General features: G+C 49.0%; 15 protein-coding genes. 7 read left to right on the top strand and 8 right to left on the bottom strand.

The window, feature by feature from the left end; translation table 11 throughout:
- Positions 1–70 precede the first annotated feature (70 nt).
- Both GWG06_RS22215 and GWG06_RS22210 read right to left on the bottom strand, forming a co-directional pair.
- The gene (locus GWG06_RS22215; protein WP_127043195.1) at positions 71–2,293 is read right to left on the bottom strand and encodes an FUSC family protein; all 2,223 of its coding nucleotides are present in this window, start codon (positions 2,291–2,293) and stop codon (positions 71–73) included.
- 84 nt (positions 2,294–2,377) lie between these two features.
- The gene (locus GWG06_RS22210; RefSeq protein ID WP_160716068.1) at positions 2,378–4,768 is read right to left on the bottom strand and encodes an outer membrane beta-barrel family protein; all 2,391 of its coding nucleotides are present in this window, start codon (positions 4,766–4,768) and stop codon (positions 2,378–2,380) included.
- Positions 4,769–5,155: 387 nt separating this feature from the next.
- Between GWG06_RS22210 and smc the strand changes: the two genes are divergently transcribed.
- The 3 genes from smc (at position 5,156) to GWG06_RS22195 (ending at position 9,511) form a co-directional block, all read left to right on the top strand.
- Complete coding sequence (smc, locus tag GWG06_RS22205) at positions 5,156–8,686, top strand: chromosome segregation protein SMC (RefSeq protein ID WP_127043191.1); 3,531 nt, start codon at positions 5,156–5,158, stop codon at positions 8,684–8,686.
- A 76-nt stretch (positions 8,687–8,762) separates the two neighbouring features.
- Positions 8,763–9,161 (top strand): DUF4259 domain-containing protein, encoded by a 399-nt coding sequence (locus GWG06_RS22200; RefSeq protein WP_127043189.1) that lies wholly within the window; start codon positions 8,763–8,765, stop codon positions 9,159–9,161.
- A 170-nt stretch (positions 9,162–9,331) separates the two neighbouring features.
- Positions 9,332–9,511 (top strand): hypothetical protein, encoded by a 180-nt coding sequence (locus GWG06_RS22195; protein ID WP_127043187.1) that lies wholly within the window; start codon positions 9,332–9,334, stop codon positions 9,509–9,511.
- A gap of 97 nt (positions 9,512–9,608) precedes the next feature.
- Here the strand turns inward: GWG06_RS22195 and GWG06_RS22190 are convergent, their stop codons facing one another.
- On the bottom strand, positions 9,609–10,874 hold the full coding sequence (locus GWG06_RS22190) for a NupC/NupG family nucleoside CNT transporter (RefSeq protein WP_160716066.1): 1,266 nt from the start codon (positions 10,872–10,874) through the stop codon (positions 9,609–9,611).
- 198 nt (positions 10,875–11,072) lie between these two features.
- Here GWG06_RS22190 and GWG06_RS22185 point away from each other — a divergent pair, with 198 nt between their 5' ends.
- From GWG06_RS22185 to GWG06_RS22175, 3 genes are all read left to right on the top strand, one after another.
- A complete protein-coding gene (locus GWG06_RS22185) occupies positions 11,073–13,355 on the top strand; it encodes a DUF7133 domain-containing protein (protein ID WP_160716064.1) in 2,283 nt (760 codons plus the stop codon).
- Positions 13,356–13,636: 281 nt separating this feature from the next.
- Positions 13,637–15,202, top strand: a complete 1,566-nt coding sequence (locus tag GWG06_RS22180; protein ID WP_202183091.1) for an FMN-binding glutamate synthase family protein — start codon at positions 13,637–13,639, stop codon at positions 15,200–15,202.
- A 16-nt stretch (positions 15,203–15,218) separates the two neighbouring features.
- Complete coding sequence (locus GWG06_RS22175; RefSeq protein WP_160716062.1) at positions 15,219–15,593, top strand: GreA/GreB family elongation factor; 375 nt, start codon at positions 15,219–15,221, stop codon at positions 15,591–15,593.
- A gap of 203 nt (positions 15,594–15,796) precedes the next feature.
- On the opposite strand, the gene GWG06_RS22170 is transcribed toward GWG06_RS22175, so the two are convergent.
- The 5 genes from GWG06_RS22170 to dnaE form a co-directional block, all read right to left on the bottom strand.
- Positions 15,797–16,327, bottom strand: a complete 531-nt coding sequence (locus tag GWG06_RS22170) for a DUF192 domain-containing protein (RefSeq protein ID WP_160716060.1) — start codon at positions 16,325–16,327, stop codon at positions 15,797–15,799.
- Between the two features lie 14 nt (positions 16,328–16,341).
- A complete protein-coding gene (mqnE, locus tag GWG06_RS22165; protein WP_127044095.1) occupies positions 16,342–17,523 on the bottom strand; it encodes an aminofutalosine synthase MqnE in 1,182 nt (393 codons plus the stop codon).
- Entirely contained in the window at positions 17,520–19,673 is a 2,154-nt protein-coding gene (locus tag GWG06_RS22160; RefSeq protein WP_160716058.1) for a M43 family zinc metalloprotease, read from the bottom strand. Before GWG06_RS22160 ends, mqnE begins: the two co-directional genes overlap by 4 nt.
- Positions 19,674–19,808: 135 nt before the next feature.
- A complete protein-coding gene (gene trxA, locus GWG06_RS22155) occupies positions 19,809–20,126 on the bottom strand; it encodes a thioredoxin (RefSeq protein WP_127044097.1) in 318 nt (105 codons plus the stop codon).
- A 116-nt stretch (positions 20,127–20,242) separates the two neighbouring features.
- Positions 20,243–23,884, bottom strand: coding sequence for a DNA polymerase III subunit alpha (gene dnaE / locus GWG06_RS22150; RefSeq protein ID WP_160716056.1), 3,642 nt, complete (start codon positions 23,882–23,884; stop codon positions 20,243–20,245).
- A gap of 346 nt (positions 23,885–24,230) precedes the next feature.
- On the opposite strand from dnaE, the gene GWG06_RS22145 reads away from it, so the two are divergent.
- Positions 24,231–24,821 carry a C40 family peptidase gene (locus tag GWG06_RS22145; RefSeq protein ID WP_160716054.1) on the top strand — a complete coding sequence of 197 codons (591 nt, stop codon included), beginning with the start codon at positions 24,231–24,233 and terminating at the stop codon, positions 24,819–24,821.
- Positions 24,822–24,824 lie beyond the last annotated feature (3 nt).

Raw genomic sequence — 24,824 nt, 5'->3', positions numbered from 1 at the left:
ACCTAAGCGATTAATTATCCGCTTAGGTCTTCCCACTAACTCATCATTCATAATTATTAATTCATAATTTCTACTGCAGCGCTTTCCCCATATCCTTCACCAATCCCAGTACCGCCTGCAGCTGATCATGTACCTGTTTGGTTTCGAGCATTTCGTCGCGTATAGGCGTGGCTCCTTTTCCTTCATTGATTTCGAGTTGTCTCAGGTGAACGAGGTTCATAAGGTGTTCGTCGAGAGTATCGAATGCGTGAACGGGAGGTTCTGGTTTGGCCTGCGCGCGGGTGGCGGGATCTATCATGAGATAGAGCTGGTCCATGTAGGCGAGGAGGTAGTCGCTGATTTGACGGTATTCCGGTCTTGGGAACTGAACGCCGTGGTGCATGCTGTAGGCCGCCAGTGCAGCGATATGGGAAGTGAGCGTGTGGTTCAGTACTACGAAGTGATATACCTGGGAAGCGTTCTTCTGTTTGCTTTTAGGTTCTGACAGCATACGCTGGAAAGCTGCCATCATATTGGCACTGGACACATAGGTGTCTTTACGGGCCAGTTTGAAATCTGTGATGGTGATGGATTCGTTGGCATATACGGTCATTACACGTTCAAAATATTTTCTGTTCGCCTGCATCATTTTCTGCATGTAGGAGGGAAGGGTGTTATGTTCCCAGGAAGGCCACAGCAGTATGTTGGCCAGGAAGGCGATGCCTCCGCCGATGAAGGTGTCGAGCACGCGCTGGGCGGCATTGTACAGGTCGGACGGATGCAGGAAGTGTAACAGGAAGATGATGAACGGCGTCACAAAAAATACGCTCAGCGTATACCGGAAGCTCATAAAGCTGTATGCGCCCAGGATGCTGAGCAGCATGGTAATGAAAATGATGGTGTCGTTGTTGGTAAGGTACAGCAAACCGGCTGCAAAGAGCGCACCGAGTACCGTGCCGATCAGCCGCTGTATGGAGCGGGACCTGGTAAGGCCAAAGCCCGGTTTCAGGATCACGATAATGGTAAGCAATATCCAGTAGACGCGGTCCAGGTGCAGGGCCTGTCCCAGCAGATAACCTGTGACAGTGGCCAGGCTCACGCGGATGGCATGTCTGAATATCTGTGATTTGAAGGTGAGGTTATCGCGGAAGGTTTCTACATCATACTTCTGACGGGTAGTGAATTTGGATAGTTCCAGCTTGGGATCTATGGATTCATCTTTCAGTCTTTCCAGTCTTGTTAAACGATGCAGGTTGTAAATACGTTGCGCCATATCCTGCAGGTTCTGCAGAATGTTGGTGAGGGGAATGGTGCGAGTTCTTTCCAGTAGCGTAGGCATTTTCAGTGTAATCTCCGCAATGGATTTTTTTACCTTTTCCATACCGTATTTCAGGTTGGATTTAGGCAGGGAGCGTTGTCCGGAGGCTACCGCGAGTCCGATATTTTTTAGTTCTTCCGTAAATTCAAGAATCAGGGAATGGAATTTTTCCAGTATCTCCTGGTCGCCGAAGTCGCGCTGCAGGGCTTTGTAGTCAGTCTGCGAAGCCATGATCTGTTCCTGCAGATCCACCATATCCAGGAAGATGAGCACCATACTTTTGTTGATGCTGGTAGTACCCTGTTGGGCGGAACGCCTTTTCAGCAGCAGTTCCCGGACGTTTTCCTGTTTCTCGTTAACGATTACCTGCTGGTCGAGAACGGCTTTATAGTTTTCTGTAACATTCACGCCGGGAGTGTAGAAGTTAGCACGGACTTCCAGGTAGCGGGCGGTTTGTATGATACAGTCGCCGAGTGCCTGTTGTACGTTGAGATAAGGTCTGATCTGCCACAGTATCAGCGCCAGCATGGCATACCAGATGCTGCCCAGCAGCACCATGGATGAGTGCAGGAGGGTGAGCGGAACTGATAGCTGCGGTTCTCCGAGGATAGATACCATGATGAGCAAACAGCCGGTACCGATGTTACCGCCACGGTTGCCATAAACGAGCATCATGGCGAACACGAAGCAGCAACCTGATATCCAGCCGGTCATCAGTACAGGATAGGGAGCCAGGAAACCTGTCACCAGCGCCGTGATGAAAATGAGAATGGTGCTGATGATAAGTCCGTTCCGCTTATGGATGATGGTACCGGGTACATCGCTGAGCGCCGTACACAATGCGCCCATAGACATGGCAATACCTAACCCCAGCTGCCCGAACCAGGCAAAAATCAGGGAAGGCACCACCACACTGATGGTAGTACGTAAACCATTGCTGAAGTGATAACTGTAAAGGAAACTCTTGATATCGTTGATCCGCTGTTCTGTTCGCAAACGTTAATGGGTTTTGGAAGCACAAAGGTAATATTTTACGCAAGGTATCCTTGTGTTTGCGGAAGAAGAAATCTTAAAAATTCTTTAATAATTCGTGTCTATCCCTTTTTTGCGGGTAGCGCTCTGTTGCAGTCTTCCGAAGCGCCAGCTGATTGAAATAGTGTAGTTGTTGGTACGTGAAACGATCGTGGATGTTCTGCGGAAAGCGTCGTCGCGGGTGTCGGAAGTGAAGCGCAGGTTCGGCCGGAAAGGCTGATCTGCATTGATGCTGAGCGATAGCTTCTTGTCGAAGAAGTCCTTGCGGGCAGAGAGGCCATAGCCAAGATAGGAAGAGCTGCTGCCTTGCAGGGAAGGCGCTCCGGAGGAATAATACATATGTGCGCTCAGACGGATATCATACTTGAAGGTATAATCAGACATAAAATAAGCGGAGACGAAAAAGCCGCTGTTGCTGATGGTGTCCGATCTGTACTGATTATGACTGATCCTGGTATTGGCGCTCAGGTTCCATTTGGGCGTAACAGGCAGGCTCACGCTCAGGTTAAGTCCGTTCGCCATGGTTTTACCGATGTTGTCATAGGTAGTAACGCTGCTTTTCCGGGTAGTATCGTAATGCGTGATAGAGGTGATGTTGTTGTTGCTGAAAAGCAGGTCATAACCAATGTTGACATTGAGCTTATCAATGATGAGGTTATAGGAAAGACCGAAGTTGTCGAAAACGGAAGGGCCGAGATCGGGGTTGCCGTACACAATATTGTAAGGATCGTTATCATTGACAAAAGGGTTCAGATTCTCTATCCACGGGCGTTGTATACGACGGGTATACGCAAACGAAAGGGAGTTGAAGCCTTTCAGGGTTTTGTTAATGTTGACAGAAGGAATCAGGTTGTAAAAGGAAGAACGGACGCTGGATTGCGTGGAGCCAAAGGTTCCCTGCATGTTGGTATGTTCCAGACGCGCGCCCAGCTTGATACTCAGCTTTTCGCCTATCTTAAAGCGATAGGTGGCATAGGCAGCCAGGATGTTCTGGGTAGAGTTGTATCTGTCAGCACGTTCCGGGTTTAATATCATTTCCTGCTCCTTGTTGCGGATATACTGGGCAAAGCTGCTCTCTACGCGGCGGAATACTCCCCTGACGCCGGTTTCAATTTTCTGGTCATGAGGTAAGGGGAGGTTGTAATCTGCCTGTACGCTGGTATTGGCAGAGGTGTTGTTGTTATGGTTATCATAGGCGCTGTCTGTTCCCGGAATATTATGTTGCAGGTTGTTAGCCAGACTATTGTCCCGGGAGCCGCTCTGGTTAAACTGTACAGAGAGTTCATGTTCCGGTTTCCTGAATTTCAGCTGATAGTCCAGCCCAACACTGTAGATATTTTCCTGCCTGCTGGTAATGCTTTCATAGATCCCTCTTTTTATCAGCGTGCCGGTGCTGTCAAAGAGCTGAAGATCCTGGGGGGCTTCATTGCCTGTTTTTGATTGGTTGATGCCGCCATACAGGGTAATACTGTTACTGCTGTCAATATCATAAGTGAGTTCCAGACTGCCGTTCAGGTTATCTCTTTTATCTTTCATATCAGTACGCTGGAGCAGGTTGGTTTTATTGCCGGGCAGCAGGCCTTCCATTCCTGATTCACTGCTGCTGCGGATACTGCTGTTATTGGTAGATACAAAGGAAGAAATACCGAATTTTCTGACCCTGGCGCTGATGGAACCGCCGCCGGTAAAAGAGCCCAGCGTATTGTAATTCGTGAATACATTACCGTTATATCCGATAATATTTTTCTGTGTAATGATGTTGATGATACCACCGATACCTTCTGCTTCGTATTTGGCGGAAGGTTCGGAGATAACTTCTATCTTTTTGATGATAGCTGCCGGAAAGGCTTTCAGGGCTTCTTTTGGGTTGTTGGCAATCATAGAGGTGGCCCTGCCGTTCAGCAATATTTTAAAGTTGGTCTGTCCTTTCAGTTTGATATTACCATCGGGGTCTACTGTCAGCATGGGTACTTTACGCATGATGTCGGAGGCGGAGCTATTGTCCTTGTCGATATCATTTTCCACGTTATAGATCAGCTTCTCGTCTTTTATTTCTATCATCGGTTTTTTGGCGGTAACGGTAACGCCTCCCAGCTGCTGGGTGGTTTTAGAGAGGTACCGCACGCCCAGCTGATGTGCGGGGTGGGTGGAGTCTACCTGAAAGGTGTCAATAATGCGGGGGCTGTATCCCAGCATGGTAATACCTACCTGGTAGGAGCCATAGGGCACTCCGGTAAAGCTGAAGTTACCCTGCCCGTCGGCCAGTACCTGCGCCACCGGTCTGCGTTCCGGGGCCTGCATCAGTACAATGGTGGCAAATTCGACCGGTTTACGGGAAAGGCTGTCCGCCACCTGACCATGCACGGAAGCGCCGCCCCGCTGGGCATGAGCGGATATGAAAATACAGGAGAGGAGCAACAGGAATAAAGCCTTAACCATGGATAGATAGATTATTTTGAGGCGGGGCTACGCAGGATAGTGGCATAAGTATCGTTGGCATAACTACATAGCTTCCCGGATAACCTTCACAATCTACTATAAACTACTGCTATGCGGGAGCGGTAGGGACAACCGGGGAAGGCTTCATTTCCGGTCCGGAAATTCCCGGTTAAATTTATAATTTCTCACAGGGAGTTAAATTCGAACTACGTTTTTTACTATATTTATAATCAGTCGTTTAGATTTTCAGTGAATGGTTCTTAGGTATTTATTTACCACCAGGGTGTGTATAAATAATTGACGGATATTATGGGTTCTCACTTAAATTACCTTTTCATTCAGGTAAAATTATATCTTTGACGCCTTAAAAAAACCTCGGAGTAAGTCGTGCGCTTAAAAACACTAGAAATTAAAGGCTTTAAAAGTTTTGCTGATAAAACTGTTCTGAACTTTGACGAAGGCATTACAGGGGTTATTGGACCAAACGGTTGCGGCAAAAGTAATATTATCGACTCCATTCGCTGGGTTATCGGGGAGCATAAAATCAGCAACCTGCGTTCTGACAATCAGGCAGGGCTGGTATTTAACGGCTCGAAGACCCGCTCAGCCAGCGGCATGGCGGAGGTTAGCCTTACCTTCGAGAACACCAAAAACGTACTTCCTACGGAATTTACTACGGTGACCATCACCCGTAAATTCTACAAGAACGGCGACAGCGAATACCGCCTCAATGATGTTGCCTGCCGCCTGAAGGATATCCATAACCTCTTTATGGATACCGGTGTCAGCACGGACTCCTACGCCATCATTGAGCTGGGGATGGTAGATGATATCATCAAGGATAAGGAAAACAGCCGCCGGCGCATGCTGGAACAGGCCGCCGGTATCTCCATCTACAAAACCCGTAAAAAGGAGGCTAAATCCAAGCTGGATGCTACCGAAGGTGACCTAAACCGCATCGAAGATCTCCTGTTTGAAATCAATAATAACCTGAAAACCCTGGAAAGCCAGGCCCGTAAGGCCGAACGCTTCTATGAGGTGAAAAAGGAATACCGCGATTTAAGCATTGAACTCGCTAAAGCCGCGCTGGAAGGCTTTAACATCACTTATAAGGAGCTGTCTGACAAACAACAGGAGGAAAGCGACCGCAAACTGCAGCTGGAAACAGAAATTACTACCGCCGAAGCCGCCGTGGAAGAAGATAAACTCCATTTCGTGGCCAAGGAACGGGAACTGCAGACCCTCCAGAAATCATTCAACGAACTGGTAGCTACCATCCGGACTAAAGAAAACGATAAAAACCTTGCTACCCAGCAGCTGACCTATCTGCGGGAACGCGAAAAAAATATCAACGACTTCCTCGCCAATGCAGAGGGGCAACTCCAGGGGCTTACCACCTCAATTGAGTTCTCTGAAAAACAGGTGGTGGAAGAGGCAGAGGTGTTTGAATCCATGGAAGATGAACTGGAAACCCTCCGTGAAATGGTGGAAGAGAAGAAGGACCGCTTCCAGCAAAAGAAACTCGCCCTCGAAACCCTCCGCAATGACCAGCAGCGCTGGCAGCGCCAGCAGTTCGAGGCAGAAAAGAAAGTAGCCGTAGCGGATACCTCCGTTCAGAACCTGCAGCGCAGCATTCAGCAACTGCAGGAAGAAAAAGCCAGCCGCCAGCAGCAGATTGCCCAGCTGGAAACAGAGAAGGAAGCCCTGCAGCAGACACTGAATACCGGCAAAAACGACCTGGATGAAATGGTACGCTTCCAGGAAGAAACCAAAGGCAAAATTCTGGCTACCCAATCCGATATTGAAGGTCTCCGCGATCAGCTGGTAGACGAAAACAGGACGCTGGACTCCAAAAAGAATGAGTTCGACCTGTTAAAATCACTGGTAGACAGTCTGGAAGGCTATCCCGAAAGTATCAAGTTCCTCAAAAAGAATCCTGACTGGAACAATAACGCTCCCATTCTGAGTGACGTATTCTTTTGTAAGGAAGAATACCGCACCTGCGTGGAAAACCTGCTGGAGCCATTCCTCAACTACTATGTGGTGAACAATGTGGCGGAAGCTGTACAGGCCATCCGCCTGCTGGATGAGAACAAAAAAGGTAAAGCCAATTTCTTTATACTCGATCAGTTTAAAATGCCGGCCAACGGCCTGCTTGCACCTGCGGGCACCATACCGGCACTGGATGTGGTGGAAATTGAAGAAAAATATAAAGGTCTCGGATATCACCTGCTGGGTAAAGTATTTATCGGAGAAGACATTACCCGCCTGGAATTCAGCCAGGTAGCGGACGATGAAATCTGCCTGGTAGAGAAGTCCGGCCGCATGCACCGTGGCAAATTCAATATCACCGGCGGTTCTGTCGGTTTATTTGAAGGCAAGAAACTGGGCCGCGCCAAAAACCTGGAAAAACTGGAAGTGGAAATCAAAGACCTCGAAGCTATCGTTGGCCGCCTCCGCATTCAGATCCAGGACAAACACAACGAAGTACTGGGCTATAACAGCCAGCTCAACGAAAATAATATCAACGCTGCCCGTGAGAAGATCAATCAGCTCAGTAATCAGCTGTTTGGTCTGCAGAACAGGATCGAGAATTTCCACCACCTCATTGAGGCCGGCGACAAACGGCTGGAGGAAATGCATACTTCCCTGGCCACTAACCAGGAAAGCATCTCCGGGGTGAGGGAAGAACTGGAAAACCTGAACGACCGGGTAGGGGAGCTGCAGGACAGCATTACGGAGGCCGACAGAACCGCGCAGGAATCTGAGCAGCAGTTCAATATGGCCAATGTGCAGTTCAATAACCAGAACCTGCAACATACCCGCCAGCACAGTAAGGTGCAGGCCCTGAAGCAGGAACTGGAATTCAAGCGCAAGCAACTGGCGGATCTCCATCAACAGATCACCAGCAATAAAACGCAGCTGGAAGATGCCGTTGCCAATATCACCGCGGCCGTGGAAAAACTCAGCCACGCTGATGACGGCCTCGTGGAGCTCTTCCGCCAGCGTGAAGAAGAGGAGAAGGCCCTCAACGAAAAAGACCAGGAATACTACAACTTCAGGAACCACCTGCAGGAACTGGAAACTACCCTGAGAACCAAACAGCGCGCCAGGGAACAGCTCGAGCAGCAGCTGAATGCAGTGAAAGATAAACTCAATGAACTGAAGCTGCAGCTAGCCTCCATGAAGGAACGCCTCAGCGTGGAGTTCAAGGTTAACCTGGATGAAATCATCGATGAGCAGCGAAGCTCCGAATTACCGGTAGACGAACTGCAGGCTGGTGCGGAAAGGCTCAAGAAGCGCATGGAGAACATGGGAGAAATCAACCCTACCGCAATAGAGGCCTACCAGGAAATGAAAAAAAGATATGAGTTTATCCTGGAACAGAAAACAGACCTGGTAAATGCAAAGGACTCCCTGCTGGCAACCATCCAGGAGGTAGAAACTACCGCTAACCAGAAGTTCCTGGATACCTTCAATATGGTAAAGGAAAACTTTATCCGCGTATTCAAGGCGCTCTTTACCGAAGAAGACCAGTGTGATATGATCCTGAGCGACCCGGAAAACCTCGCGGATACCGGTATTGAAATCATCGCGAAACCGAAAGGTAAGCGCCCGGCAGCTATCACACAGCTGTCCGGTGGTGAGAAAACACTGACCGCCACCGCGCTCCTGTTTGCCATCTACCTGATCAAACCGGCTCCTTTCTGTATCCTGGATGAGGTAGACGCCCCGCTGGATGATGCCAATGTGGGTAAGTTTACCAATATGATCCGGAAATTTTCTGATAATTCACAATTTATTATTGTGACGCACAACAAACAGACAATGGCCGCTGTAGACGTTATTTACGGCGTTACCATGCAGGAACCGGGCGTTAGTAAGCTGGTTCCGGTAGATTTCAGAAGTTTAAACTGATGAAAGGGTTTTGTTGTTGTTAGGAGAGTCGTTATTTTTATTCTTTATTCTGAAAAAATAAAAAACTGTAATTACTATGGGCGCATGGGGCACCAGGAATTTTGAAAATGAAGGATCACAGGACTGGATTTTCGATATCATTGAAAACAAAGATGGTGGCGCGGTAACCGATACCCTGGCACGTATCGTGAACAATACCGAAACACTGGAAACTTCAGATTGCGAAGAAGCACTGGCAGCTGCTGAACTGGTAGCAGCATTAATGGGACGTGCCAGTGAGGACTTCCCGGAAGATCCGCTGGACGCACTGGATTCACTGAATCTGATTGCCACAAAAGGCCTCAGAGGCCAGGCCGCTGCCGTTGTTACCAAAATCCTCGCCGGTTCCGAGCTGAGGAATTACTGGGACACAGACGGTCAGCTGCAAGCCTGGGAAGCCGTACAGGCGGGTCTGTTGAAGAGACTGGATGTGTAAATAGTTTAATTACGAATTACAAATTGCGAATGTTGAGCGAAGATTTGTGCGGATGAAGCATCTGTTTCATGAGATGCTGCATGCTGTTCTTACGCCATTCATCATTCGTAATTCGTAATAATGCATTCATATTTCAGTGAAATTCGTTATTTTTATTAAAACGGTTTCATATGGATACTAATCAATTGGTATTGATGAAAAAGAAGATCTGCATTATCGTTTTTATTGCAGAGATACTTTTCTTTATAGCAGGAGCTGGTTACCGGCAATTGCATAAGGAAACGGGCAAAGGAGCGCCGGCTGCCATGCAGCAAGAGCTGTCTCAGACCGTCAGCGCAAAAAGCCTGTAAAGAATTCGTGATTACAATGCCTGTATATAAAGAAAGCCGCTCATCATGAGCGGCTTTCCTGTTTCCGGACTATACCGGAGTATATCTATATCTTTCTTTAAATCAGTATACCGGCAATGGTGGCAGATAAATAGCTGGCAAGGGTACCACAGAACAGGGCCTTCAGTCCCAGTTTGGCAAGGTCTGTACGTCTGCCGGGAGCCAGTTCCCCGATACCGCCTATCTGCATGCCTACGCTGCTGAAATTGGCGAAACCCGCAATGGCGATTGTTACGATGGTAACCGCTTTGCTGCTGACGATAGGAACAGTATGGCTGGTAAGGCTTTTGAAAGCTACAAACTCATTGATGGTGAGTTTTTGCCCGAGCAGCGTAGCCACATTATTTACATCTCCTTTGGGAACACCCATAGCCCAGGCCATCGGCATGAAAAGTTTACCGAAAATCCAATCCAGGCTCAGGTTAAAGTCTGGGTTGAAAATATGCCCGATATGAATCAGGCACCAGTCTATCAGGGCAATAAGGGCAATAAACCCGATCAGCATGGCAATAACGTTCATGGCTATCTTAAAACCGTCGCCGGCGCCATGGGAGATGGCGTCAATAACGTTGGTGTAGTTGCTTTTTACCTCCATTTTCACGCGGCCCATGGTAGCGCTCTCCTCTGTTTCCGGGAATACAATTTTGGAAATCACCAGTGCGCCGGGAGCTGCCATCAGACTGGCGGTAATCAGGAACGGCGCTATATCCATACCTGCCTGGAAACCCATGTTGGCATATACCACCAGGATACCACCGGCGATACATGCCAGGCTGCCGCTCATAGAAGCCAGCAGCTCACTTTTGGTCATAGACGGGAGGTAGGGGCGTATCATTACCTGTGCTTCCACCTGACCCACAAAGGCGCTGGCCACATTACTCAGCGCTTCGGCGCCGCTCACACGCATCACCACGTTCATGGCCCGTGCAATCACAGCTACAATCCGCTGCATAATACCATAATGATAGAGAATAGCCACCAGCACACAAACGAGGATAATAGTGGCGGTTACATTAAAGGCAAATACAAAACCACCGCTGGCATAGTCTGCAATTGTACCTGTAGGTGGCTGGGCCACGCCGATACCACCATATACAAAAGAAGCACCCTGGCGGGCAAAGGCTTCTATCTTACCCATAGCATGACCTACTTGCTGGAAAAACCAGGTTATAGGAGGAACCTTAAATACCAGCAGTGCAATTACCACCTGCAACAAAATCCCACTCAACACCAACCGGTAATTAATCTTGCTCCTGTTGTTGGAAAATAAAAAGGCCAAACCCAGTATAAGGACTATGCCTATTAAGCCCTGAAAGCGTTCCATAAATGCAAATAAATCGTAAAATGTATGCAATGAAGCGACGAAGATAAGTTATTTTATTTAGCAGGGGCCTTGCGTAAGAAGGGAAATTTTCGGATTTTGGATTTTTCAATTCATTTGAGATTTTTTCATTTGAGATTCGAATTTTAGCCGTGGTTCTTATAAATCTTCAAATGAAAAGTGATAAAATTCCATGTTATCATGAAGCGCAATTTACTATGGATAGGCCTGGTCATGGTGGCCTGCGGACAAACGAAGAACAGACAGTACAACAGCCAGCGGCAGCAAGATTCCCTGGCTATCAGGGAGCAGTTCGCCTCCTCGCCGGTAAATGACGGGAAACAGGCTATGACACATATGCAGGTGGAAGATGGGCTGGAAGTACAGCTGGTGGCGGCTGAACCGATGGTGGTAGCTCCTGTGGCAGCCACCTTCGACGAACGTGGCAGGATGTGGGTGGTGGAAATGACCGGCTTTATGCCCGATACCAGCGGTACCGGAGAAGATGCTCCCGATGGAAAGATTGTAATTCTGGAAGATACTACCGGTGATGGTGTGATGGACAAACGCACCGTTTTCCTAGACTCCCTGGTACTCCCCAGGGCGGTATGCCTCGTAGGCAACGAAGTGCTGGTGGCTACCCCACCTGAATTATGGAGTTATGAAAACAACCATGATAAGCCCGGCAGAAAAACACTGATAGACGGACAGTACGCTGCCGGCGGTAATGTAGAACACCAGCCGAATGGCCTGCTGCGGGCAATGGATAACTGGATTTACAATGCCAAATCAGACCGCCGGTATCGCAAAGCAGGCGGTAAATGGATCAAGGAACCTACCGTCTTCCGCGGACAATGGGGTATCACACAGGATGATAAAGGCCGCCTTTTCTATAATAATAACTCTGAAAACCTGCTGGGAGATTACTTTCTGCCAGGACTGGGCGGAAAGAACAGCCACCAGCAGAACATGGCCGGATATGATCAGAAAATTGTGAGGGATAATCATGTTTACCCGATAAGACCTACCACCGGCGTCAACCGCGGGTATATAAAAGGTATCCTGAATGATAGTCTGCGCCTGGTGGAGTTTACGGCAGCCTGCGGTCCTGTTATTTACCGCGGCGCCTTACTGCCTGCGCAATATGCCGGCAACGCCTTTGTGGCTGAGCCTTCCGCTAACCTGATAAAACGGAATATCCTGTCAGACAGCGGCTATATCGTGAAAGGCCGGCAGGCATACCAGGGCCGGGAGTTCCTGGCCAGCACTGATGAACGTTTCCGGCCAACCGGACTATACAACGGCACTGATGGCGCACTGTATTTCACGGATATGTACCGTGGCATACTGCAGCACAAAACATACATAACGGCTTACCTCAGGAATGAAATTAAAATGAGGGAGCTTACCAGGCCGCTCAACTGCGGCCGCATTTACCGCATTGTCCCCAAAGGATCACATCCTGCAAAAACAGTGTTGGATACTACCGCCGCCGGATTGCTGAAAATGTTGCAACACCCTGCCGGTGCGGTACGTGATAAGGCGCAGCAGCTGATTACTGACAGGCAGCTGACAGCGCTGGCGCCGGCGCTGCGCAGCTTACTGCTGGACAGTACGTCGCCGGTGGTGCAGATACATGCCCTCTGGACGCTGGAAGGATTGCATCAGTTACATAAAGAAGACATAGCCGGTATTTTGAAGGGAGATGATATTGCCCTGAAAGCCCAGGCTCTGGCTGCATTGTCTGGTCTGCCTGATAAAGACGTGGATGGTGCTACGCTGGGCACAGCCGGCAGTCTGCTGCAAAACCCTTTGCTGGCGCCGTATGTAGCCTACCTCTTGCCTGCCATCAGCAGGCAGGATAAAATGCTTGCTGCCAGGCTGGAAACAACCCTGTTGAAAACGTATGCCCGTGACCGTTATGTATCAGCTGCGCTGGTCAATAATGCTTTCAACCGCGAAGCCGTTCTGCTGCAACAGCTGGAGGCATTCAACCCCGATACCTCGCAGGTATTACACCGGCAGCTGCGCCAGGTGCTGAAAGATATGGATGGACAGGCCAATGCTGCAAAAATGGATGCGCTGAAACTGAAATATCCGCGGGGATATAAAGTGTTCAATACCGTCTGCCAGACCTGTCATGGTAAAAATGGTAACGGCATCGCCGCTATGGCGCCGCCACTCAACGAAAGCAACTGGGTCAACGGAAACAAACAGGCGCTGGCCGCCGTGGTGTTATATGGTCTTACCGGTCCGGTAGAGGTGCATGGTAAAGTATATAAGGCGCCGGAAATTAACGGGGATATGCCCGGAATAGGTGGCAGCGACGAATTCAGTGACAGCGACATTGCCGAATTGCTTACCTTTTTACGCAACGCCTGGAATAATAAAGCAGGAAAAGTAACAGCTGCGGATATACAGCAGGTGAGAAAACAATATAACGGTCGCCAGAAACCCTTTACAGCAGCGGAATTAACGAAATGATACGCTTATATGAATAAAACGCCCTATCTTTGTGTCAAGAGAACTGACAACATTGATTAAGGCAGCAAACATATTATTCTTCTGTAGCAATCCCTGTACCGGCAAGCGTACTGTGGGTTTCCTGCTGCCATTTTTATCCTGTCCCAAAGACTTCAACAATTAAGCCCGGGCAACTTATAGCATCGTAACAGTTGTACCGGGGGATGACTTACGTGTATCTATTATACAGGTAGTTGAATCCAATTTGCATTATTCCAAAACAATCTTATAAAAACAGTTTTATGAATCATCGGATGGCACGATGGGCAATTTACTTTGTATGCCTGTTGCTGGATGTAAGTGTGGCTGCTAGCCTTTATCGCGGTTATTTATCAGGATGGATTTTACTGCCGCTGGCAGTAGGGCTTACAGTGCTTGCATTGTACGACCGCCTGCAGCGCAAACATGCTTTGCTGCGCAATTACCCGCTGCTGGGGCGCGCACGCTATATGCTGGAGCAGATCAGGCCGGAGATGCGCCAGTATTTTTTTGAGTCTGACACAGACGGCCGCCCTTTCAACAGAAGGCAGCGTGCGGTAGTATATCAGCGTGCAAAGGATGTTAAACAAACCGTTGCTTTCGGTGCGCTGGAAAACATGTACGAGCCGGGCTATGAATGGGCTGCGCATACTGCCTTTCCGCTGAAGGTAAAACCTGAATCACTGAGAGTAACCATTGGAAATACACAATGCAGACAACCTTATGATGCCAGCCTGCTCAACATCAGCGCAATGAGTTACGGTGCGCTGAGTAAAACGGCGGTGCTTTCCCTCAACGGCGGTGCGCTACTGGGGCATTTCGCACATAATACAGGAGAGGGAGGTATCAGTCCGTACCACCTGGAGAATGGTGGTGACCTGATCTGGCAGATCGGAACCGGTTATTTCGGTTGCCGTGACGAACACGGTAACTTCTCTCCGGAAGTATATACCGCGGCAGTTGCTGCACCATCTGTAAAGATGGTGGAGCTGAAACTGAGCCAGGGCGCCAAGCCGGGTAAAGGAGGCGTGCTGCCTGCAGCGAAGAATACACCTGAAATTGCGGCTATCCGTAAAGTGAAGCCCGGCATCAGCGTATTATCTCCGGCAGGACATACTGCATTTTCCAATGAATACGAAATGCTGGTATTCCTGCAGCAGCTGCGCGACCTTTCCGGTGGTAAGCCTGTTGGTTTCAAACTGTGCGTGGGCCGCAAGGATGAATTTGAACGTATCTGTCAGGCGATGATCAATACCGGCATATATCCTGATTTTATTACGGTAGACGGTGCAGAAGGCGGTACCGGTGCAGCTCCGCTGGAGTTCACGGATTCCATTGGTATGCCCCTCTATGACGCATTGGCTTTTGTGGCGAATATGCTGAAACAGTATAAGCTGAAGGAACATATCCGCATCATGGCCAGCGGTAAAATTATTACCGGCTTTGATATCATGAAAGTACTGGCACTGGGTGCAGACGCCTGCTACAGCGCCAGAGGCATGATGCTGGCTTTGGGTTGTATCCAGGCTTTGCAATGCGACAGCGGCAGCTGCCCGGTTGGCGTAGCCACACAGGACCCGTCCCTGTACCAGGGCGTGAATGTGGAAGACAAACGCGTACGTGTAGCCAATTTCCACCGCAATACCATCTATGCGCTCGCGGAACTGATGGGCGCCTGTGGATATGCTGCTGCAGATAAAATTAATCCTGCCGCCATGTATAGGAGAGTAACGAGAACGGATATACGATCATATGAAGAAATATATGCACCGGATAACGGTCGTTCCAATGGGGTAGCCCTCTATCCGGGGCAGACAGTCAATAACTGATAAAACCCTTGTTATCATGAAAAAGAAGCAGATTATTGTATCCCAACATGATTACGAAATTTTAAAGACCCTCTGCTATCATTCACCCGGCACGGAAAAGCTCCGGGAAGAGCTGGAGAGGGCGGTTATCAGAAAACACAAAATACCGGAAGATGTAGTACAGGTAAATTCCCTGCTGCAGTTCAGAGATGTACGCAGCGGTGCTGTACGGGAGGTGAAACTGGTATTACCTGCTGCCAGCAATATACAGCAGGGGAAATTATCAATCCTGTCTCCGATAGGTACCGCCCTGCTGGGTTACAGCACCGGCGATATTATCGACTGGGAAGTGCCGGCAGGTAAAACCCAGCTGCACATTCTGCGTGTCATCAACGACGGAGCAGGACAATGAAACAGGCTATTATGTTAGCGATCAAATATGTATCACAAGCAAAAAAAGCCCCGGCATCTGCCGGGGCTTCCTGTATGGGCTTTGAATTACGAATTGCGAATTACGAATTACGAATGAGGAGCGAAGACATAAGCGGATAAAGAATTTACTTCTTCGCTTATGTCTTCGCTCCTCATTCGTAATTCGCAATTCGTAATTCGTAATTAAATTCTAAAGAAAACCTTATCTCCATACGCAATATGGTATTTGTCGCAGAAGCCACCGTTTACTTCTAATACGTATTTGGCTTTTTTGAAAGAAGGTAGTCCTTCTTCAGAGAGTGGTGTTGCGTATTTCTGGATGGAAACGATCTCCATTTTGTCATCTATGTAAATAATATCCAGGGAGATGTAGGTATTTTTCATCCAGAAGGAGCGTTCTTCCATATCTGGGAAGATAAACAGCATACCTTGTTCATCTGTCATGGATCTTCTGTACATAAGCCCATCTTCGCGCTGCTGGTCGGTCTGCGCTACCTGAATATCAATTTTGCGGATGGTGTCCGCCTGGTTTTTAGACAGGAAATCCAGTGTGCCGTCCTTTTTAAATTCGCTGCCGTTGGAGGTAGCGGTAACAGCCGGCGTAGTGGTGACTGTGCCGGTATCAGCAGTGCCGGCGGTGTTATTACCGGCATTCCCCTGACATCCCGCAGTGTACAAAGCGGCTAGCAGTATGCATTTCAGATGTAATTGCATAAGATTACGTGAGCTTATTTAGCGAGTATTTCTTCATCAGAAAATACTACTTCGGAATAATCTTTTATTTCGTTGTAAACAGTATCCCTTTCAATTGGTTTTCTGCCGGCCAGTTTAATCAGATTGGCCAGTTGCGCTGTGTTCATGGAAGGGTTTTGTTCTTCCGCGCCGGCCATGGAATATATTTTAGTGGTATCGTCGATGGTACCGTCCAGGTCATTAACACCAAAGGAGAGGGTAAGCTGTGCGGTATTTCTTCCCAGCATAGGCCAGTAGGCTTTCAGGTGAGGGAAGTTATCCATGTACAGGCGTGCGATGGCATAGAGCCGCAGGTCTTCTACAATGGAGGTTTCCGCAATATCGGACATATCGTTGCCTTTGTTCCTGAACTTGAGTGGAATGAAGGTATTGAAGCCGTTGGTTTCATCCTGCAGCTGACGCAGGCGTTCCATATGATCTATGCGGTGTTCAAATGTCTCGATGTGGCCGTAGAGCATGGTCGCATTGGTATGCATACCACGCAGGTGCGCCGCCCTGTGAATGGCGAGCCATCCGTCTGCATCTACTTTATCATGGCAGATTTTGGCGCGTACGTCCGGGTGGAAAATTTCAGCGCCGCCGCCGGGCATGGACTGGAGGCCTGCTTCGTTGAGGATGCGCATGCCTTCGTCTACGCTGACTTTAGCTTTACGGAACATATAGTCCAGTTCCACTGCGGTGAATCCTTTGACGTGCAGGTCCGGACGGTGTGCCCTGATTTGCCGAATCAGTTCCACAAAGAAGTCCAGCTGCATTTTAGGATGCACGCCGCCAACAATATGTACTTCGGTAACCGGCTGGCCATCGTATCCTTTCACGATGTCCATCATCTGGTCTATGCTCAGCTCCCAGCCGTCTTCCCGGTTTTTATACAACCTTGAATAAGAGCAGAAGTGGCAGGTGAACACGCATACGTTGGTGGGTTCAATATGAAAATTGCGATTGAAGTAAGTTTTATCGCCGTGCATGCGCTCACGCACATGGTTGGCCAGTGCCCCTACAAAACCGATATCGCCTTTCTCGAATAAGGTGAGCCCTTCTTCGGGCGTAATTCTTTCCTGTTGCAGAATTTTTTGCGCTATGCGCTTCAGTGAAGTGTCGAGTGTTGCTTGTGTCAGCAGCTCCTGAACAGCCGGGTAGTCTTGTCTCATCGTCATCTTACTTTCATTAATTTAATGGTCTTGGCTCTGTTCCTGTAAATTAATTTTACAAAATAAACACCATTTGGCTCATTTACCAAATTAAAGGTCATCCGGTTATTGGCGGCGATGGCGCCGGGTGGTTTGGTGGCGATGAGCTGACCATTTGCGTTGTACAGGGATACCTGTAACAGGTCTGCCGGAACTTCAAAAAATGTGACCCATACGATGCCGTCGGTCGGGTTAGGATTCACCAGAACGCCGGCTTCCCGCAGGGCAGGATTTACATCTTTCCTGATAATCCTGATATTATCTATATAAATATTATTTTCTGAATTTGAGATGTTTCTGAAGATAACCTGAAATTTTTCTTTAGATACGAATGCGGTTAAATCCACAGAATCCCGGCGCCATTCATTGGCGGTAGGAACAAATTCCGTAGTAAGCGCATCCGGATGCGTAATCAGTCTCCGACCCCATTTGCGGTAAGCCAGTTTACCGGTCTGATGGCAATCTTTGGTAACAAGTACCTGCAGCGTATCCCATGGATTATTCGGAGTACCGGGATCAGAGTATACTGCCGCGGCCACGTCAAAAAACAGGAAAACGGAATCTGCCTGCTGAGGATCAATCACGGGCGTCACGAGGTCGTCTGTCTGGTTATTGACATTGTACCCCAGGTTGCGGATCAGCGCAGAAGCCCGGCTGTTACGGCCTACAGCCCTTTCGCGCTCCCAGGTGAAACTTCTGTCAGGGTTATAGATCACCCATCCCGGAGGAGGGAAGCTGTCATCTTCAAAGCCCTGTTCAAACGGAAGTGTTACGATATCATCAAAGTTAAAACGGCTGGTAATGGTATCATTAGCGGTGTTGGCATCCGGCAGGCCATTCGGCAGGTTCGTATAGGCTTTCAGGTTATATACCCCTATGGATACGGTGGAAGAGGGCAGTGTAACGGTGGTTTCGGTAAGACTGGCCAGGTTACCGCGCCAGGCGTAGGTAGCCACATTACCATTATTGATTCTGTAAAGGATGTTGATGCTGGTCAGCGGGTTACGGCCTTTGTTACGGAGCGTAACTACCGGCGTGATGCGGTTATCGCACTGTTTGCCGTTTGTACCGCTGATGGTTGTCAGGGAAGCGTCTTCGCCGGGAAGGCTCACCGGCTGGCATCCGTCGGAAGTCATCAGGGAGGGCCGGATATTTTCGAGTACGAAGCGCATCCGGTCTACCTGTCCGTTAGTAAAGAGGTGCATGCAGGCGTCGTCGGAGTAGTCCATGTAATTCATGAACATGATACCCGGATAGGTGGCGCTGCAGTTGTCCAGTTTAGGAAAGCCGGGGCAGCCGAAGGTATTATCTCCCTGTGGCGGGGTATCGTCAATGCCGTCATCGTCTTTGTTATTGGTGCGGGTACAGCTGCCGCTGTCGTCACCCCATATATGCCGCAGTCCGAAGTAGTGACCTAATTCATGTGTGGTAGTGCGTCCGAGGTTGAAGGTGCGGCCTACGCTGCCGGTGGTACCAAAAGCGGTATACTGGATAACTACGCCTTCCTGTTCGGCGGGGTAGCCAATGCCGGGAGGGGCGGCAACGCCGAGAAAGTCGCCGGAGATGCGGGTAACCCAAATGTTGAGGTATTTCCTGGTATCCCAGGCATTGGAACCGCCGGTACTATTATATTTCACATCGGGGCTGCCGTTGGAGATATCAAAGCTGCGTCCGGCGGCGGTGGTGGTGCGTAAAATGCCGGTAGCGGGTTCACCGCCGGGTGTGCGCTGCGCCAGGCAGAAATTAAGCCGCGTATTGCCTGTCAGCGGTTGCCATACGGCCGGTATCCCGGATATATCCTTATTGGTAGCGGTAAAGTCCCGGTTCAGCACGTCAATCTGGGAGCGTACCTGTGCGTCGGTAACCAGGCCGGGCTCATCCATAACGATATGTACCACCACGGGGATAGTGATGACCTGGGGGGAAGCCTCTGTACGGGCCATGCGTTGCCGCTGCTGACCCTGTACCAGGGTTCTTTCGGTAGTCCGTATCAGTTCCTGTAAGGCAGGGTTGTTTCTGGAGCGCTGCTGCAGCGCCTCAGTGGTGCCGCACTTCCGCTGGCCGGCGGCGGAAAGACAGTAAAGTAAGGTAAGCAGGATAATAAATGTCTGACGCAAAGAAGATAAATATTTATGATGTAATATACATAGCGTTGCTGAGATATGGGCATAAAAAAAGCGAAGATGCGAGCACTTACTCACATCTCCGCTTCCTGCACCGGTAGTTATAAAACGTCCGGCGGGCTTACTTTATTAGAGGTTTGCCTGAATTTTTTTCTCCAGCACTGATTTAGGAACAGCGCCTACCTGTTTGTCTACTACCTGGCCGTTCTTTACGAACAGGATAGCCGGAATGCTGGTGATACCGTAGTCAATAGATAACTGTGGGTTATGATCCACGTTAACTTTGCCGATATTAACTTTACCGGCGTAGTCTTTAGACAGTTCTTCAATTACTGGTCCGATAGCACGGCAAGGACCACACCATTCTGCCCAGAAATCTATTACAGATAATTTATCGGAGTCTAAGACTGTTGACTGAAAGTTCGCGTCAGTGAATTCTAAAGCCATATAATATTATAATTTAAAGGTTGTTATTAATGATTGTTTTTGATAGTCTTTGATTGTTTACGATGTTATTATGATCAAATCCTGATCCGAGTGCAAATTACTGCTTTTTTGACATCCTACTTATTGATAGTTTCGATATAGACATCAATATCCGGCTGTTTTCGCAGGAAGTGTGCCAACTCGTCATTCATTTCGATTTTCTTATTGAAGGTATGCAATTTTACCTGCAGGTTATCGTCGCGGTCGGTGAGCTGTACATGCAGTGTGCTGTTACCGGGGAAGCGGTTGATATTTTCTACGAGGAAGTCTACTGTTTCGCGGTTCAGCTGTTTGGGAGCAGTAGCGAGGAATACCTGTTTGGTATGTGTTTTCTTTACTTCCTGCAGCAGCTGGATACCGCTAACCTTGAACTCATATTCGTTATCATTGAAGCGTTTGGATTTGAAGCCGCCGTTGATGAACAGGCAGAGGCCCGGTTTCAGGTAGGGGGCGAAGCGGATGAAATCTTCGCTCCACAGCGCGAATTCAAATTTGCCGGTATAGTCTTCAATGGTCATCACCCCGAACTGGCGGTTGTTACGGGAAATTCTTTCCTGTGCGTTGGTGATGTATACGGCGAGGCGGAAGTTGCGTTCACGCGCTCTGCCACCGGTGCTGCCGGGTGTGCTGATTTCCGCCTGGTATTCTACCAGTTCCTGTACGGAGTTCATATTGTAGTGTTTCAGCTCAAAGCGGTAATCATCCAGCGGGTGGCCGGAGATATAGATACCGGTGATATCCCTTTCATTATTGAGCTTCATAATGAGCGGCCAGGGGTCGCAATTGGCAATTTTCGGCGGCTCCACATCGGGGAGAATATCGTCTGCAAAGAGGCTGCCGATATTGGAAGAGCCGGCGCTCACCTGCTGACCGAATTTCACGATCTTATCGAGGCCGGTCAGCTGTTCGCCTTCCGGTTTATGGAAATACTGGGCGCGGTGGAATTCCGGGAAACCGTCGAACGCACCGGACATCACCAGGGCTTCCAGTGATTTTTTATTGACTGCGCGCTGATTTACGCGTTTGATAAAGTCGAAAACATTTTTGAAGGCCCCTTCCTTCTTTCTTTCTTCCAGCAGGTTCTCAATAGCTGCTTCGCCAACGCCTTTCAGTCCGCCGAGGCCGAAACGTACGTGGCCCTGTTTGTTTACGGCAAAACCTTTCAGCGACTCGTTCACATCCGGCGGCAATACTTCGATGCCCATACGCTTGGATTCCTCCATGAAGAAGGTGATCTTTTCAATATTGCTGGCGCAGTTGAGTACGGCAGCCATATATTCTGACGGGTAGTGGGCTTTGAGATAGGCAGTCTGGTAGGCTACGAAGGCATAGCAGGTAGAGTGCGACTTGTTGAACGCATAGGAGGCGAATGCTTCCCAGTCTGTCCACACCTTATCGCAGACTTTCGGATCATGGCCGTTGGCAGCGCAACCTTCCATGAACTGGGCCTTCATCTTGTTCAGTACGGCAATCTGTTTCTTACCCATGGCTTTACGGAGGATATCCGCATCTCCGCGGGAGAAGTTAGCCAGCTTCTGGCTGAGCAACATCACCTGCTCCTGGTATACGGTAATACCGTAGGTATCCTTGAGGTATTCCTCCATTTCCGGAATATCGTAGGTAACAGGCTCCAGCCCATGTTTACGGCGGATAAAGGAAGGTATGTACTCGAGCGGACCGGGACGATACAAGGCGTTCATGGCGATGAGATCGTCGAATCTGTCCGGCTTCAGTTCACGGAGATATTTCTGCATACCGGGCGACTCGAACTGGAACGTTGCGTTGGTTTCGCCTTTCTGGTAGAGTTCATATGTTTTGGCATCATCCAGGGGGATGTTGTCTATTTCAATTTCCACGCCGTGGTTCATGCGGATCAGTTCCAGCGCGCCTTTGATGATGGTGAGGGTCTTCAGCCCCAGGAAGTCCATCTTGATTACGCCGGCAGATTCGATGATGCTTCCTTCAAACTGGGTGACCAGCAGGTCGGAGTCTTTGGCGGTAGAAACGGGAATGAGGTCGTAGAGGTCCTGTGGTGCGATGATGATACCGGCGGCATGTATACCGGTGTTACGTACGGAACCTTCCAGTACGCAGGCTTCGCGGAGTACTTCTCCCTGCAGGTCTTCTCCCTTGATGAGTTCGCGTAGTTTCTTTACATTCTCGATATCTTCACCGGCGAGGCCTTCTTTGTCTGACAGGCCTTTCTCGCCATCCAGCGGCGCATTAAAGATGCGGTCCAGCTGAATACCGGGTTTATCGGGTACCAGTTTGGCCAGTGCGTTGGAGTCCTGCAGGGGCAGGTCCATTACGCGGGCAACGTCCTTGATACTCATTTTGGCGGCCATGGTACCGTAGGTGATGATCTGTGCCACCTGGTTGCGGCCGTATTTCTGTACCACGTAGTCAATTACCTTCTGACGGCCTTCATCATCGAAGTCCGTATCAATATCGGGCATGCTCTTACGGTCCGGGTTGAGGAAACGCTCAAACAGCAGGTTGTATTTGATCGGGTCGATATTGGTGATGCCGATACAGTACGCCACTGCAGATCCGGCGGCGGAACCACGGCCGGGGCCGATGAATACGCCCAGATCGCGGCCCGCCTTGATGAAGTCGGCTACAATCAGGAAGTACCCGGCAAATCCCATATTTTCGATTACCTGCAGTTCAAAATTGATACGTTCTTCCACATCGGCGGTCATCTCGGTATAGCGGGTGCGGGCGCCTTCGTAGGTGATGTGGCGCAGGTACTGGTCCTGCGTGATAAATTCTTTCGGGATGGGGAAGTTAGGCAGCAGGATATCGCGTTTGAGATCCAGCAGCTGTACCTTGTCAACAATCTCGTTGGTATTGTCGATGGCCTGTGGCAGGTCGTGGAACAGCGCGCTCATTTCTTCCGTGGTCTTGAAATAGAACTGATCGTTATAAAAAGCGAAACGTCTGTTCTTCATCGACACGTCATCGTCCGAAAACTCTTTATTGGTGGGAGTTGATTTTTTTTCTCCCGTATTTATACAGAGCAGGATATCGTGTGCGTTGGCATCTGCCTGATCTACATAGTGAGAATCGTTGGATGCGATAATCTTTACGTTGTATTTGGCAGCGAATTTCAGCAGTACTGCATTTACCTGGTCCTGTTCAGGGATGCCATGGCGCTGCATTTCCACGTAGAAGTCATCGCCGAAAATATCCAGCCACCATTTGAATTCCTGTTCACCGGCATCTTCCCCGTGGCGCAGAATCGTTTTGGGGACAGAAGCGCCAAGGCAGCAGGTCGTGGCAATAAGTCCCTTGTGGTACTGCAGAATTAATTCCTTATCAATACGCGGATATTTACCATACAGCCCTTCCATATATCCCAGCGAGCACAGCTTAATAAGGTTCCGGTAGCCTTCCTCATCTTTTGCCAGCAGCACCTGGTGATAGCGTATATCTTTTTCTTCGCGTGTAAACGCACGTTTGAAGCGGTTTTCCACGAGATAGAACTCACAGCCGACAATCGGTTTTACTTTCAGCCGTTTATCTTTCGGGTCAGCCGGATTCAGTTTATTATTATAAGCTTCCGCCACAAACTGAAACGCACCAAACATATTACCATGGTCAGTAATTGCCAGCGCCGGCTGATTGGAAGCCATCGCCTTTTTGTACAGTGACTTGATATCCGCTGCACCATCCAGTAATGAAAATTGTGTATGTACGTGTAAATGGGAAAAGACCATAATTGATAAGCTGTTTCGTCGTCAAGGGCCAAAATTAGGATTTTAATTACGAATTGCGAATTACGAATTACGAATGTGGAGGCGAAGATCTGTACGAAGATGAAAGAATATATTATATAGTTATCTCCCTTCATCTTCGTACAGATCTTCGCCTCCACATTCGTAATTCGTAATTCGCAATTCGTAATTATATTGTCGTCAACCTCAATTTCAATGGGTTCATTCCACATAACTTTGTATTTTAGCGAAAATTTAACCGGTAACTATGATGAGAAGAAAGGAACATTTGTATGTAGGATTTTGTATTTGTGTAATGGCATTCAGTTCCTGTTCGACATCTAGGAAAGTGACGGTTAAGCGTCCGGAACCTGCGCCGGTACAGCAAAGCAGGAAGACGACCTTCATTGAGGGAATTACTACTCCGCGTTATAATCATCATACTGCTGCAGATGTTGGCAGCAGGAATGTGAACATCTCCCGTAATATTACCCGCAGCAGTGCCAATCTGGAAAATGCACAGAGCTGGCAGTTCAAGTATGCCCAGTTACTGGATGTGCCGGTAGAGGATGTGCTGAATCACAAGCTGTATAATTTTATAGAAGAATGGTGGGGTACTCCCTACCGGATGGGAGGCAAAACCCGTGATGGTATTGATTGTTCCGGTTTTGTGAATATGCTGGTGAATACCGTTTTCCAGCTGAGTCTTGCCGGTAATTCCGTACAGTTGTACAATGCGGTACAGAAAAGAGTGAGTGCCCGTGATCTGCATGAAGGCGACCTGGTCTTCTTTAAAATACACCACAGGCGTATATCCCACGTGGGCATCTACCTGGAGAATGACAAATTTGTTCATGCTTCCACCAGTGCAGGCGTTATGATCAGTGATCTGAAAGAGCCTTACTGGAAAAGATATTTCGCCGGCGGCGGCAGGCTGTAAGGC

The organism is Chitinophaga solisilvae (assembly GCF_009928525.1).
GTDB classification, from domain to species: domain Bacteria; phylum Bacteroidota; class Bacteroidia; order Chitinophagales; family Chitinophagaceae; genus Chitinophaga; species Chitinophaga solisilvae.
Note: the sequence above shows the minus strand (reverse complement) of the source record. Positions and strands in the feature narration are given on the sequence as shown.

Excerpts from the sequence above, each read along its gene's own strand:
- GWG06_RS22185 (WP_160716064.1), top strand. The coding sequence starts at position 11,073 with ATGAAGCGCAATTTACTATGGATAGGCCTGGTCATGGTGGCCTGCGGA.
- trxA (WP_127044097.1), bottom strand. The coding sequence starts at position 20,126 with ATGGCTTTAGAATTCACTGACGCGAACTTTCAGTCAACAGTCTTAGAC.
- GWG06_RS22195 (WP_127043187.1), top strand. The coding sequence starts at position 9,332 with ATGGATACTAATCAATTGGTATTGATGAAAAAGAAGATCTGCATTATC.
- mqnE (WP_127044095.1), bottom strand. The coding sequence starts at position 17,523 with ATGACGATGAGACAAGACTACCCGGCTGTTCAGGAGCTGCTGACACAA.
- GWG06_RS22200 (WP_127043189.1), top strand. The coding sequence starts at position 8,763 with ATGGGCGCATGGGGCACCAGGAATTTTGAAAATGAAGGATCACAGGAC.
- dnaE (WP_160716056.1), bottom strand. The coding sequence starts at position 23,884 with ATGGTCTTTTCCCATTTACACGTACATACACAATTTTCATTACTGGAT.
- GWG06_RS22175 (WP_160716062.1), top strand. The coding sequence starts at position 15,219 with ATGAAAAAGAAGCAGATTATTGTATCCCAACATGATTACGAAATTTTA.
- GWG06_RS22180 (WP_202183091.1), top strand. The coding sequence starts at position 13,637 with ATGAATCATCGGATGGCACGATGGGCAATTTACTTTGTATGCCTGTTG.
- GWG06_RS22190 (WP_160716066.1), bottom strand. The coding sequence starts at position 10,874 with ATGGAACGCTTTCAGGGCTTAATAGGCATAGTCCTTATACTGGGTTTG.
- GWG06_RS22170 (WP_160716060.1), bottom strand. The coding sequence starts at position 16,327 with ATGCAATTACATCTGAAATGCATACTGCTAGCCGCTTTGTACACTGCG.
- GWG06_RS22210 (WP_160716068.1), bottom strand. The coding sequence starts at position 4,768 with ATGGTTAAGGCTTTATTCCTGTTGCTCCTCTCCTGTATTTTCATATCC.